Annotated in this window: 11 protein-coding genes, 1 tRNA gene and 1 pseudogene; 11 read left to right on the forward strand and 2 right to left on the reverse strand. The window is 56.5% G+C overall.

What is annotated here, in order from left to right; genetic code table 11:
• The 11 genes and pseudogenes from H618_RS23495 to H618_RS0116060 form a co-directional block, all read left to right on the forward strand.
• Positions 1-352, forward strand: a pseudogene (locus H618_RS23495) (hypothetical protein); the annotation flags it as partial.
• A 303-nt stretch (positions 353-655) separates the two neighbouring features.
• Complete coding sequence (locus H618_RS22590) at positions 656-1,549, forward strand: hypothetical protein (protein WP_081673797.1); 894 nt, start codon at positions 656-658, stop codon at positions 1,547-1,549.
• Positions 1,546-1,803 (forward strand): PAAR domain-containing protein, encoded by a 258-nt coding sequence (locus tag H618_RS0116030; RefSeq protein WP_028696037.1) that lies wholly within the window; start codon positions 1,546-1,548, stop codon positions 1,801-1,803. The genes H618_RS22590 and H618_RS0116030 overlap by 4 nt, the downstream gene beginning before the upstream one ends.
• Before the next feature lie 22 nt (positions 1,804-1,825).
• A complete protein-coding gene (locus H618_RS0116035) occupies positions 1,826-3,994 on the forward strand; it encodes a type VI secretion system Vgr family protein (RefSeq protein WP_028696038.1) in 2,169 nt (722 codons plus the stop codon).
• Entirely contained in the window at positions 3,991-4,917 is a 927-nt protein-coding gene (locus H618_RS0116040; protein WP_050577326.1) for a DUF4123 domain-containing protein, read from the forward strand. The genes H618_RS0116035 and H618_RS0116040 overlap by 4 nt, the downstream gene beginning before the upstream one ends.
• Positions 4,910-5,587: a toxin VasX gene (locus H618_RS23335; protein WP_342663841.1), complete on the forward strand. Its 678-nt coding sequence runs from the start codon at positions 4,910-4,912 to the stop codon at positions 5,585-5,587. The genes H618_RS0116040 and H618_RS23335 overlap by 8 nt, the downstream gene beginning before the upstream one ends.
• A 12-nt stretch (positions 5,588-5,599) precedes the next feature.
• A complete protein-coding gene (locus H618_RS21780; RefSeq protein WP_342663842.1) occupies positions 5,600-7,897 on the forward strand; it encodes a T6SS effector BTH_I2691 family protein in 2,298 nt (765 codons plus the stop codon).
• Positions 7,897-8,790, forward strand: a complete 894-nt coding sequence (locus H618_RS0116050; RefSeq protein ID WP_028696040.1) for a DUF6708 domain-containing protein — start codon at positions 7,897-7,899, stop codon at positions 8,788-8,790. Before H618_RS21780 ends, H618_RS0116050 begins: the two co-directional genes overlap by 1 nt.
• 156 nt (positions 8,791-8,946) lie before the next feature.
• On the forward strand, positions 8,947-10,329 hold the full coding sequence (locus H618_RS22815; protein ID WP_154660678.1) for a hypothetical protein: 1,383 nt from the start codon (positions 8,947-8,949) through the stop codon (positions 10,327-10,329).
• A 1-nt stretch (position 10,330) separates the two neighbouring features.
• Positions 10,331-11,224 (forward strand): DUF6708 domain-containing protein, encoded by an 894-nt coding sequence (locus H618_RS22595; protein WP_081673798.1) that lies wholly within the window; start codon positions 10,331-10,333, stop codon positions 11,222-11,224.
• Between the two features lie 100 nt (positions 11,225-11,324).
• Positions 11,325-12,233 carry a DUF6708 domain-containing protein gene (locus tag H618_RS0116060; RefSeq protein ID WP_028696042.1) on the forward strand — a complete coding sequence of 303 codons (909 nt, stop codon included), beginning with the start codon at positions 11,325-11,327 and terminating at the stop codon, positions 12,231-12,233.
• 204 nt (positions 12,234-12,437) lie between these two features.
• Here H618_RS0116060 and H618_RS0116065 read toward each other — a convergent pair.
• Both H618_RS0116065 and pgsA read right to left on the reverse strand, forming a co-directional pair.
• Positions 12,438-12,513 (reverse strand) — tRNA-Gly (locus tag H618_RS0116065).
• A gap of 64 nt (positions 12,514-12,577) precedes the next feature.
• Complete coding sequence (pgsA, locus tag H618_RS0116070; RefSeq protein ID WP_028696043.1) at positions 12,578-13,138, reverse strand: CDP-diacylglycerol--glycerol-3-phosphate 3-phosphatidyltransferase; 561 nt, start codon at positions 13,136-13,138, stop codon at positions 12,578-12,580.
• Positions 13,139-13,159 lie beyond the last annotated feature (21 nt).

Genomic DNA, 13,159 nt, shown 5'->3' on the forward strand with positions numbered 1-13,159 from the left:
GCAATACGTCGCCGAGGTCTGGGAATACCTGCGTCAGTTCATGGACCACGGCCCGGACAATCTCCCTCCACCCGGCCCAGCCAACTGGTGGCACAAACCCCTTCACGCGATCTGCCTGACCCCGGCTGAAGCCTGGCGCCATTACGCACCCTGGCGCACCGGCGAGCCTGGCGAAATGCAAGGCAAAAAGAATTGGCAACTGCCGTTCTGGGCGGTGCTGTTTCCCTACAACCTTGCCGTCGCGATCTGCTGGTACGGGGTCTGCAAGCTGTTCAACGTCAAAGCCGCGCCGCCGCCGCCAGAAGCGCTTGAGGAACTGTCGACCCCAAAAAACGGCGGCAGAATGAAATGAGCGTCTGGGCCTACTCCGTACATCCCAACAAGTTGGCATCGTTTGCCAGATGCTCAAACCAGAATGCATCGCGCTATCCAGCCCGGGCGGATGTAGCCCAATCACCGCCGCAACCAGTTAATCGCTTGAGGAAGGTCGCACTCACCAAGCCTGAAAATTACCTGGTTAGCGCCTAAATGATTCTTCATTTTTTCGCCACAACATCAAACCAAAGAGATGCCTCTCTATGCCTCAGCTACAACGCCAATCAAAGGCAGGCCGAAGACAAGGCTATATTTTCAAACTTTCCACTGGAGCGTTAAAATGGCTACGCTATGGATGTTCAATTCACATTCGGACGCTGGTAGAAAACCGGCGATTAAAGGGCAGGTTTCAACCCTAGCCAATAACACCATGCTGCTTAACAACCCATGGGTCATTGATTCGGTTTTCATGGGCAAGCTGTACTGCGCTGCAATCTTGTTCTTAATGATCCCTGCTTGCCCATACATATTCTCAGGCGAGAACTGGATAGCCCGGGCACCTGAGATAACTCTCATGTTACTCATGATATCGTTCCCGCTCATACCACTGCCGTTTCTTATCTATAGAATTTGGCTAATCAAGGGTCTTTCTTCCGTTTACTTCAACCGCTCCACTCGAAAAGTCTACTACAGGCGCTTCCGCAAACTATATATCTTCGACTGGGACAACACTGCAGGCGGTTTAATGCGAACAACCGAGTTCGGCGGCTCATCCTTCAGCACCTCCTACGCCCTAGCCTTCGCCCCTTACCGCGAAGACGGCACCCTCCACCAGAAAGACTGCCTCTGGGTCGACAGCAACGAACCCACCGAATCCGACGTGCAATACGTCGCCGAAGTCTGGGAATACCTGCGTCAGGTCATGGACCACGGCCCGGACAACCTACCTCCACCCGGCCCCGCCAACTGGTGGCACAAACCCCTTCACGCCATCTGCCTGACCCCGGCCGAAGCATGGCGCCATTACGCGCCCTGGCGCACCGGCGAGCCTGGCGAAATGCAGGGTAAAAAGAATTGGCAACTGCCGTTCTGGGCGGTGCTGTTTCCCTACAACCTCACCGTCGCCATCTGCTGGTATGGGGTCTGCAAGCTGTTCAACGTCAAAGCCGCGCCGCCGCCGCAAGAAGCACTTGAGCCGGTAGCTCTCGAACGCACGGAGGGCTCGCGTCCATGAAACCCATCGTACTGGTCGGGCATGCGCACAGCTGTCCGATTCACGGCGCAGGCACCGTCGAGACAGGCTCCGGCGCCACGCTGGTTGATGACAGGCCCGTTGCACGTGCAGGCGACCGCATCAGTTGTGGTGCCGTGATCGAAACCGGCGCTGCCTGCACGATCATCGAAGGTCGAGCGGTTGCTCGAGAGGGCGATACCACCAGCCATGGGGGCACGTTGGTGGAAGGAGACTCAGGTTGGCTCGTGGACTAACGAAAAAGAGAAAGCATCGCTCATGACTAGACAATCCAACCTGCGCTACAGCTTTCAGCCGTTGCAGGGTAACGCTCAATTCGAAGTGGTGTCGTTCGAACTTCATGAGGCGATCAGCACACCCTTCCAATTGCAGTTGAAACTGATCAGCTTCGAGAACGACATCGACTTTGCGCAACTGCTCGATAAACCTGTGTTGTTTACGATCTTGGATGGCGCGCGACCGCTGCGCTATGTGCATGGTCTGGTAAGCCAGTTCAGCCAGGGCGAGAGCGGCTTTCATCGAACGTATTACCATGCGCTGATCGAGCCGCAGTTGGCCCGTGCCGAGCTACGCTCGAACTGGCGCATCTTCCAGCACAAGACGGTTGTGCAGATTCTCGAGCTGATGCTGCAACGCCAAGGTATCAGCCACTATGAAGTGCGCGCCAGCATGCCCCACCAAAGCCGTGAGTTCTGTGTGCAGGCCGGCGAAACGGACCTTGCCTTCATCGCGCGTCTGGCTGCCGAGGAAGGCTTCGTTTACCGCTTCGCGCACAGCGCCACGCAGCACACGCTGATCCTCACCGATCGCCTGCAATCGCTGGGACTGATCAGTCTGGGCGCCATCAAACACCCAGGTGAAGAGCAGGATGCGTTCGACCAGGACCCTGAGTTCGATCCGAACAGCGTGCTGTATCACGCCAACAGGGGTGGCGATCAGGTTCAGCCCTGCCTGCATCGCCTGCACTACAGCGAACAGGTGCGCACCGCCCGCCAGGTGCAACGCGACTACACCTTCACTCACCCGGCCTATCGTCAGGAGCACAACGCCGTAGGTCACGGCCTGGAGCATCAGTCCAGCGACTACGAGCGCTTCGATTATCCCGGCCGTTACAAACGTGATGCTGTCGGTAAGCCGTTTACCGAAAACCGCATCACCGCCCTACGTCATGACGTGCGTATCGCGCAGGTGCAAGGGGATGACGTGCGTTTGCAACCGGGCCTGAGTTTCAACCTCACCGGCCACCCGCGACACGACCTCAACACCCACTGGCGGGTGGACAGGGTCAGCCACGAAGGCAGTCAGCTCACCAGCCTGGAGGAAGAAGCCACAGGCCTTGATCGCGGCACGCGCTACGCGCAGAGCGCACACCTGGTACCCGGCAGAATCGAGTGGCGCCCTGCTCCACTGCCCAGGCCGCGGGTCGACGGGCCGCACATGGCCACCGTGGTCGGTCCGCCTGGTGAAGAGATCTATTGCGATGAGTGGGGCCGGGTCAAGGTCAGCTTTCCGTGGGACCGCGAGAGCCGCGACAACCAGTTCAGTTCTTGCTGGATAAGAGTGTCACAGGGTTGGGCTGGTGGTAGCTGGGGGGCGATGGCCATTCCGCGGATAGGTCAGGACGTGATCATCCACTACGTCAACGGCGATCCCGACCAACCCATGATCACCGGGCGGACCTATTGCGGCAATCAGCTACCGCCCTATGACCTGCCCGAGCACAAGACCCGCATGACCATCAAGAGCCAGACCCACAAAGGGCCTGGATTCAATGAGCTGCGTTTCGACGATGAGCTGGGCCGCCAAGAGGTGTTCATCCATGCCGAGCGGGATCAGAACAATGTCGTCAAGCATGATGAAACCACTCAGATCGGCAATGACCGCACCGAGCAAGTGGGCAACGACGAGTCCATCACCATCGGCAACGACCGCGACAAGATCGTTGGCAACGACGAACGCATCACCATCAGGCACGACGCCTTTGTCGATGTAGAGCGAAATCAGACGATCAACATCGGCAAGGATCGCATCGAGTCGATCGGCAATCATCGCCATGACAGCATCACCGCCAATCACCACAGCCGCGTCGGCGGCAACTTGCAACAGCAGGTGGAAGGTTACGCCGAGCTCAACGCCAAAGCCGAGATCCGCAGACAGACGCGCCACTACGCGTTGCGTTGCGGCGAATCCTTCACTGTCCATGGACCAGGCGGCTCGATCCGCATAGACGAAGCGGGCATTACTCTGGACGGCCCAACGATTCGCATCAACGGGCAACTGCTCAAGTCAGCCAGCGGTTCGGCCAACTCACTGGCCATCACCAGCGCGCCAACCTCGGGCAAGCTTGTCGATCCGCAGTGCGGACTGCGCGCCGACGGTACTTGTCCGTTGTCCGACTGTCATTGCATCAAGAGGGCGAAGAAATGACCCCACACCCTCTGCAACACCACTGCGCGCTAGGCCTCGCAAACGAATGCCGGTATCTGCTGCTGATGACCGAAACGCTGGAATACCTGGCCTATCGACCGACGGCCTTGGTGGACGGCGAATGGAAGCTCGCCTACGTTCCCAGCGTGCTCGATCTGGCCAAGGATGTGAGCAGCGACTTCTGGCACGCATGGCCGTGGAAACGCAGCGTGCTGGATGAGCAGCATGACTTTGGCCCGGTGCTGATCGATACCGCCCGCGCGCCCGAACTGCGTGCTCACGCGCTCAACACCTGGATGCCGATCAACGGTGCGATCGCGTTGGACGCTGAGGTCGAGCTTGACGTGTTGAACGAGCACCTCACCAGCCTGGTACAGATCACCCTCGCCGATCAGAGCGATGGCATCCATCACCTCAATCCCAACCACCTCAGCGCGTGGCTGGATGCGCTGGATGAACCCAATCGAGATCGCTGGCTGGGGCCGATTTCACGGCTGGTGTGGCGCACCAATTGGGGACCTGCGCACCAGTGGCACTCGCTGCAACGGGCGCCTACGACAACCCGCGCGCTGAACGATCCTGCTTGGTGCCTGAGTGCACAGGAGCAGCAGCGTTTGGACGACCATCTCCACGAGCACTTCGTGTTGACCTTGATCCACGACATTCTGGCCGTGCCACACCCTGCAGAGGATGAACGCAGCGCTGTGCGTCGGTGGGTCGAAGAACTGTTACCCCAGCTCAAGGCGCTCAACTTCCATAGCGAGGAAACCGCGGGTTCATTCATCCGCCTCGCTGCACAGCACAAGTGGTTGCTCAGCGATAAACGGGCGGCAGAGATCTTCACCAACGTCAAAGAAGCCCCGGAAAGCCGTCTGTACCAGTTGCAGGAATTGGTCGACAGCCGGGAGATCCGCCATGACTGACGCCCGCGTAAGCAGCGCAACCTCCAAACGCGCCTGCAGCGTGCGCGTGCCGATTCTTCCGGTGCGCTACGCCATCGTTCCACGCAGCGGCGATGCCCCCGCAGTGCGTTACGCCGAGGCCGGTTTTGCCCTCGAACGACAGTTTCCATCCCTGAAGCATTCTGCCTACACCCTGCGTGCCCTTCGCCATGGCTACATCTACGTCTTCATGAAGGGCACAGAAGGCAACAAGCTGCTCGTCCACGAGTACGACGGTGAGGGCAACTACAAGGAACTGCGCTACCGCGGCCTGGAAAACTACGACCAGCGCAGCAGCTACCTGCCCGGCCGTGCCATGGGCTGGGTCTGGGCCGAGACCGACAAGGACATCGCCAGCGAGGTGTGGATCGGCTACAGCCCTCACTTGTGGACCAATGCCGTCACCGCCCGCATCAGCGAATCGCTGACACTGCGCAAACGGCACATGCGCCAGTTGAACATCGCCGAGCTGATCGACGGCAAACCGGATCACTCCAGCCAGCCTCACGTGCTGCCAGTCACTGCCCTGCAGCGCTGGGTGGAAGACTTCAAACCCACCGATCAACGTATGCCATTGAGCTGGAGCAGCCATGCGCCAGCCGATACGTTGCACATCGGCAACCTTATGGGCATGGCCAAGGCCTACCCCTAGACCCGCCCGAAGGTGCCGGCCGTAGTGGTACTAACCGATGCCGAAGGCATGGCAATGGACCTGAGCCTCTCAGCATCAGCCTTCCAGCATCAACTGCGCGACCTGATACCCAACGAGCAGCTGGAACACACCGTGCCTGCGCGCAGCGCCGAGAACGAGCAGGTGCCGATGTGCTATCGGCAAGATGTGGAGCGCATCAGCCAAAAGAGCCAGGACTTCCACCACCGAAACCTCATCGCCCTGCTACTCAACAAAACCCTGGAGAGCCTCTACCCACCCAAATCACAACCCCCGCAACTGGCAAGCCGCAGACTCAAACCGACCCACGACAACCCCATGCACTCCCCCGCCGCAGCACGCTACCGCGCCCTTACCGATGAAGACTGCTCACCCGATGGCGCACGCCTCGGGCTGCGCATCGACACGGCCAAATATCTGGCCTATCTCGATGAGCGCGACGCACTGGAGGCGCAGTTAGCGGCCCTGCGCACACGGGCCCTGGAAGCCAGTCGTGACCACGACCTGTGGCTGGCCACCGCCGAGCCACGCTACATCGACAACCCGTACAGCCTGGCAGCAGCGCTGGCCAGCTACGACCGCGACAACCAGCGCTCGGCCCTGGGCCTGGAAATCACGTTGTCGCTGATGATTCTGCCCATGAGCCAACCCGCCATCGGCACCGAAGAGCAGGACAGCCGCTTCAAACGGCTCGAACAATGGCTCGACCAACACGACAGCCCGCTGTACACCGCCGTCGCACCCTTCAACCCGTTCAAGGACAAGGCCGATGCCGTGGGAAGCCTGCTGGGCGCGACCGACAGCCTGATCGCAAGCCTGGCCGGACGTTTCCCCGCCCATGCCGGAGTCACCGATCTCACCGCACAAGCAGTCAATACCGTGATCTCCAAGCGCCTCAAGGGCAAGACGCGCTGGGACAAAAGCCAGGGGTTGAAAAATCGGGTGCTGGCCGCTGCTGCCGAAGCCAACTCCGAAAAAATCATAGGGTTGCTGGCTGCGCGCTATCGCATCACCGATCAGGCCATCAAAGCCGATGCCTTCAGTCAGGAAGTTGAGGAATTCCTGAAAAAGGGTATGACCGAGGTTGAAGAGCTGAAACAGGTGCGTGTGACGGGGAGCAGGAAGGTCGCCGTGGAAACTACCACGACGACACGGGTGAAGCCCAAGTTCATTGCGCTGCTGACCTCAGGGGCGGGTAGCGCGCTGAATGCAGGGATGTTGTGGTTCAACCTCATCTCTTTGAGAGTCGCATACGAGAACTTGCAGAATGAAAGGTCATTTGAAACTGGAGCTGGTTTTGCCGCATCAGTCTTCGGAGTAATCGGTGCAACGGCGGCCGCTTTGGTGAGTGGGCGGGCCATGCATAAGGTCGTGATGCTGAAGCTTAGACCAGCGGCGCCAGGAATCGCGTTTGGTAATGGGATCGTCAAGTTTTTGGGAAGTAATTTATTCGCCCGAATAATGGGGTATGGGTCAATATTTTTCGGAATCATATACGATGCGACTAAAGTTTGGCGCCAAGGTAGAAATGGCGGAGGAACGGAAGCTAACTACACAGCGCTGGGGGGCATCCTCAGTGCTCTAGGATCATTCATCATCCTCCGGACGACGTTAAGTGCAGCAGGATCTGTACTAAGAGCTTTGGGGGGAGGAGTAATCATAGCAGCGATAATAACGGGTGCAACACTCATTGCCGGCGGCATGTATTTTTCTTTCAAAGCCCAAGAAAGAATTCACAGCCCAATCGAGCTATGGGCTGCACGTGGCATATTCGGCAACAAACGCAATGACGGTGAAAGTCGCGCTGGCGTCGAGCTGAACAAAAACGGAGAACTTCCTGATCTCCCTTCCTATATCGAAGAGATTAAATCTTGGCACCAGGAATACTATCGACCGAGATTACTCGCAACGCGAGATGCGGTAGCGATGGGTGCTGAGTCAGCTAAAACTCAACGGGCTAACCTATCGCCCCCAATACATGCCCCTCTGACATCTATAATCTATTACGCAGACACAACATCTTCAACAACAGTAGATTTAGCCGTCTTCCTACCTGGTTTTGTGATAGGCCTAAGTCAATGGTCAGCAAGCCTAGTTGACCTTAGAGAAAATACAACTGGGATTATTGCTGAACTGCCTAGCGTGCATGCGGCCGGGACTGGCTTGATCGTGCACTTCAAGTATCGATTCAAAAATCAAAATCGCAGCGTGCTCAGAGTTTCCTACACCGCCAATCAAGGGATAGTCGAGAGCCATACGATCGATGAAAATTTCGGTCTGGAGCAAATATAATGACAACGCTATGGCTGCTGTATCCGGGCAAGCGAACCGTCTATAATCCGAGAATCAATGGACAAGTCTTTGCTTTCTCTCAGAACTCTCTAATTTTACGCAACCCAGTGATTACAGACTCCGTATTCATGGGGAAAATGTACTGCGCCATGATGCTGGGCTTCCTCATTAGTCTTGCCATGATCATTGACCCTCAAGAGGCTCAGGAGTTTTTCATATACGCTCCAATAGCACTAATCCTTATATTATTCTTACCTTTCATCCCGCTGCCTTTTCTTCTGCTGGATATCTGGCTGATCAAATCCCTTTCTGGCATATGCTTCAACCGCTCCACCCAAAAAATCTACTACCAACGCTTCAGCCAAGTCCTCATCTTCGACTGGAAAAACACCGCCGGCGGTTTGTTCAAGCGCAGAGAGTTCAGCGGGTCATCCTTCAGCACGTCCTATGCCCTAGCCTTCGCCCCCTACCGCGAAGACGGCACTCTCCACCAAAAGGACGCCCTCTGGATCGACAGCAACGAACCCACCGAATCCGATATCCAATACGTCGCCGAAGTCTGGGAGTACCTCCGTCAGTTCATGGACCACGGCCCGGACAACCTCCCACCACCTGGCCCTGCCAACTGGTGGCACAAACCCCTTCACGCCATCTGCCTGACCCCGGCCGAAGCCTGGCGCCATTACGCACCTTGGCGCACCGGCGAGCCTGGCGAAATGCAAGGCAAGAAGAACTGGCAACTGCCGTTCTGGGCGGTGCTGTTTCCCTACAACCTTACCGTTGCCATCTGCTGGTACGGGGTCTGCAAGCTGTTCAACGTCAGGGCTGCACCCCCGCCGGCTGAGGCGCTTGAGGAAATTTCTATCCCAAACAAGGGCGGCAGAAGGAAATGAGCGCCGGCACATACTCGGCAAATCCCGACAAGTTGCTATCGCTTGGCAGATGCTAAAACGCGCTTGCATCACGCTATGCACCGCTCGCGGATGTACCCCTACCGTAATAGCAACAGTTGACTGCTTGAAAGTTGAGTACCTCAAGGCCAGTACACATTGAAACAAAAACCAGTGACCGAAAATCGAGTGCTGCCGGCTACCGCCCAATTCAATTCCGAAAAAGGCTTGCGATTACTGGCTGCGCGCTATCGCATCACCGAGCAGGCCATCAAAGCCGATGCCTTCAGTCAGGAAGTGGAGGAATTCCTGAAAAAAGGTATGGCCGGGGTTGAAGAGCTGAAACAGGTGCGGGTGACGGGGAGCAGGAAGGTCGCCGTGGAAACTACCACGACGACACGGGTGAAGCCCAAGTTCATTGCACTGCTGACCTCAGGGGCAGGTAGCGCGCTGAATGCAGGGATGTTGTGGTTCAACTTAATTTCTTTGAACGTTGCATACAAAAACTTGCAGAACGATCGTTCGTTGGAGACAGGCACGGGGTTTGCTGCATCGTTTCTTGGATTGGCAGGTGCAACGGCCGCCACGTTAGTGAGCGTTCGGGCTGCACATAAATTAGTGATATTGAGATATAGACAAGCGGCGCCGGGAATGGCATTTGGCAATGGAATTATGAAGTTCCTAGACAGTGATATTTTTGCGCGAGCTGCGGGTTACCCAGCAACTGTGCTTGGATTCATTTCAGACAGGTCCAGAGCTCTAAATCAAGAGACAAATGGCGATCAGACTAGAGCTAACTACACTTTTACCGGAGGTCTAGCAACAGCCACTGGATCAATCATTACCCTTGAGACAGCACTTGCGCTGGCTGGACCTACAGTAGTTGTGCCATTCGCTGGGTGGGCCGCGATGGCACTGATTGTGGTGGGCGTAGCAGTGATTGCAGGAGGGGTGTATCTTCATGCAAAAGCGAATGAACGCGTTCATAGTCCGATAGAGCTCTGGGCCGCACGAAGCATTTTTGGCAATCGTCGAAATGATGGGGAGGCCCGCCGCGGTATAACATTGGATCACAATTACATGCTACCTGCATTTGCATCATTACAATCTGAAGTTAAGGAGTGGCACTCTGACAACTATCGACCAAGACTAATCACGGCCAAAGAGGCTTTGCATTTGGGGGTGCCTTCGATAGGCACTCAGTGGCATAAAGATACCGATTGGTCGTATGTGGCCCCAGAGACGATAACTCCCTCCGGCACCGCGAAGTCTAACTCGAAAGTCGAACTATCTATACTTTTACCGGGTTTTATTTTAGGGGCCAGCCAGTGGTCAGCAAAGCGAGCAAGCAAGATCGAGCCTCACGAACTTGATATTTCTTCAATCATGCCTACCCCACACCTGATCAGCGCGGGTTTAATCCTTCATTTTGAGGCCATCACATCTCACTATCAGCATGCATCGCTACACCTTGTTTACACTGTACATCACCGTTTATCTGAAACTACTGAAATCAACTCAACCTTCCGACTGGAGCGTTGAAATGGCAACTCACTGGCTATTCAAACCGACCTCGACCTCTGGATATAAACCTGCAATCAAGGGTCAAGCCTCAAGCATATCCGAAAACACTTTACACCTCCACAATCCGTGGGTAATAGCATCTGTATTTATGAGCAAAATGTATTGCGCCATGATTATCATCTCGACAATCACACTATACCCATTTTTATCATCAGGCGAACTCATCAACAAGCTTACAACCCATCCGACATTCACGATTGGAATTATAACTTCCCCTCTTATATTTCTCCCCTTCCTGATCTACAGGATTTGGCTAATCAAAGGTTTATCAGAGTTCAACCTAAACCGTTCCACCCGAAAGATTTACTACAAACGCTTGCGCAAATTATTCATTTTCGACTGGGACAGCATCGCCGGCGGCCTGATGAAGCGCACCGAATCCGGCGGCTCCTCCTTCAGCACGATGTACTCACTCGCCTTGGCCCCATACCGCGGAGACGGCACCTTGCACCAGAAAGACTGCCTTTGGATCGACAGCAACGAACCCACCGAATCCGACATTCAATACGTCGCCGAGGTCTGGGAATACCTGCGTCAGTTCATGGACCACGGCCCGGACAGCCTACCTCCACCCGGCCCCGCCAACTGGTGGCACAAACCCCTTCATGCGATCTGCCTGACCCCGGCCGAAGCCTGGCGCCATTACGCGCCCTGGCGCACCGGCGAGCCTGGCGAAATGCAAGGTAAAAAGAATTGGCAACTGCCGTTCTGGGCGGTGCTGTTTCCCTACAACCTCACCGTCGCCTTCTGCTGGTACGGGGTCTGCAAGCTGTTCAACGTCAGGGCCGCGCCGCCTCCGCCAGAGGCGCTTGAGTCGGTAGCGCTCGAACGCACGGAGGGCTCGCGCCCATGAAACCCATCGTACTGGTCGGTCATGCGCACAGCCGTCCGCTTCACGGCCAAATGGATGAAAGCGATACCATCAGAAAAACTCTACAAATGGCGCATACATGATGGCAATCTCTTGGCTATTTCGCTCGAGCACACCTTCACCCCATACACCAGCGATAGTTGGACAGTTGCTAAAGCTCGACGGAATCACGCTGCACCTGCGAAACCCCATACTCACGGACTCGGTATTCATGGGAAAAATGCACTGCGCAATGACTCTTTTACTAGCAGCAGGTCTGTACTCAAATCTAACAACCGAGAGCATACTCAGGAATTTTTCATATGCGCCCGAGCTGATTATATTTAAGCTACTCATGCCATACATGCTCATCCCATTTTTACTTTATGAAGTTTGGCTAATCAAGCGCCTATCAAACATTTGCTTCAACCGCTCCACCCAAAAAATCTATTACCAACGTTTCAGCCAAGTCCTGGTCTTCGACTGGAAAAACACCGCCGGCGGCCTATTCATGCGTAGGGAATTCGGCGGCTCATCCTTCAGCACCTCCTACGCCCTAGCCTTCGCCCCCTACAGCGAAGACGGCACCCTCCACCAAAAAGACGCCCTCTGGATCGACAGCAACGAACCCACCGAATCCGACATTCAATACGTCGCCGAAGTCTGGGAATACCTGCGTCAGTTCATGGACCACGGCCCGGACAACCTCCCTCCACCTGGCCCCGCCAACTGGTGGCACAAACCCCTTCATGCGATCTGCCTGACTCCGGCCGAAGCCTGGCGCCATTACGCGCCCTGGCGCACCGGCGAGCCTGGCGAAATGCAGGGTAAAAGGAATTGGCAACTGCCGTTCTGGGCGGTGCTGTTTCCCTACAACCTCACCGTCGCCATCTGCTGGTACGGGGTCTGCAAGCTGTTCGACGTCAGGGCTGCACCACCGCCGGCTGAGGCACTTCAGGAAGGGTCTGTTCAGCCGGACGGTCGTGAGGGTAAAGGCGGTCGTCGGGGCTGACAGAGGTCTGGGCCTTGCGCGGTGTTTGATACACCGCGCACGCCGAGGGTGGAACGCACCGTGCTGCGCAGCCGGATCGATGTTGCGCGATCAGAGCGTTGCCTAAGGAGTGTAAGGCGTTCAAGCGAGCGGAAACGAAAAAAGACGCCGAAGCGTCTTTTTTCGATGGCGTACAGACTTCGATGAAATCTGTACGCCTGTAACTGGAGCGGGAAACGAGACTCGAACTCGCGACCCCGACCTTGGCAAGGTCGTGCTCTACCAACTGAGCTATTCCCGCGTCGTGATGGGTTGCCATTCTAGCGATCTCGCTGCTGACGTCAACCCCTTGATTCAAAAAACCTTTATTTGGATTCGCTGCCTTCGCGCAAGTGCGGCCAGGCGGCGACGAGGTAGTGGACCATCGACCACAAGGTCAACGCCGCAGACACCAGCAGCAAGCCATAGCCGAGCACGACCCAGACGCTGAGCACCGGTGGATTACCCAGCAGGATGACCAGCGCAAGCATTTGCGCTGCGGTCTTCCACTTACCCAGGTTGGAGACGGCGACGTGGGCGCGCGCACCGATTTCCGCCATCCACTCGCGCAGGGCCGAGACCACGATTTCGCGGCAAATGATGATCGCAGCAGGCAAGGTCAGCCAGAAGTTGGCGTGCACCTGCACCAGCAATACCAGCGCCACCGCAACCATCAGTTTGTCGGCCACCGGGTCGAGAAACGCGCCGAACGGCGTGCTCTGTTGCAAGCGGCGGGCAAGATAACCGTCGAGCCAGTCGGTTGCGGCGGCGATGGCGAACACCGTACTCGCTGCGCTGTAGCTCCAGTGATAGGGCATATAGAACAGCAGGATGAAGATCGGGATGAGCAGAACCCGTAGGACGGTGAGCAGGTTTGGAATATTCATCGGTACGACTGGCTGCGAGTT

It is taken from the genome of Pseudomonas cremoricolorata DSM 17059 = NBRC 16634 (assembly GCF_000425745.1).
Taxonomy (GTDB): Bacteria; Pseudomonadota; Gammaproteobacteria; order Pseudomonadales; family Pseudomonadaceae; genus Aquipseudomonas; species Aquipseudomonas cremoricolorata.

Excerpts from the sequence above, each read along its gene's own strand:
- H618_RS22590 (WP_081673797.1), top strand. The coding sequence starts at position 656 with ATGGCTACGCTATGGATGTTCAATTCACATTCGGACGCTGGTAGAAAA.
- H618_RS0116030 (WP_028696037.1), top strand. The coding sequence starts at position 1,546 with ATGAAACCCATCGTACTGGTCGGGCATGCGCACAGCTGTCCGATTCAC.
- H618_RS0116035 (WP_028696038.1), top strand. The coding sequence starts at position 1,826 with ATGACTAGACAATCCAACCTGCGCTACAGCTTTCAGCCGTTGCAGGGT.
- H618_RS0116040 (WP_050577326.1), top strand. The coding sequence starts at position 3,991 with ATGACCCCACACCCTCTGCAACACCACTGCGCGCTAGGCCTCGCAAAC.
- H618_RS23335 (WP_342663841.1), top strand. The coding sequence starts at position 4,910 with ATGACTGACGCCCGCGTAAGCAGCGCAACCTCCAAACGCGCCTGCAGC.
- H618_RS0116050 (WP_028696040.1), top strand. The coding sequence starts at position 7,897 with ATGACAACGCTATGGCTGCTGTATCCGGGCAAGCGAACCGTCTATAAT.
- H618_RS22595 (WP_081673798.1), top strand. The coding sequence starts at position 10,331 with ATGGCAACTCACTGGCTATTCAAACCGACCTCGACCTCTGGATATAAA.
- H618_RS0116060 (WP_028696042.1), top strand. The coding sequence starts at position 11,325 with ATGGCAATCTCTTGGCTATTTCGCTCGAGCACACCTTCACCCCATACA.
- pgsA (WP_028696043.1), bottom strand. The coding sequence starts at position 13,138 with ATGAATATTCCAAACCTGCTCACCGTCCTACGGGTTCTGCTCATCCCG.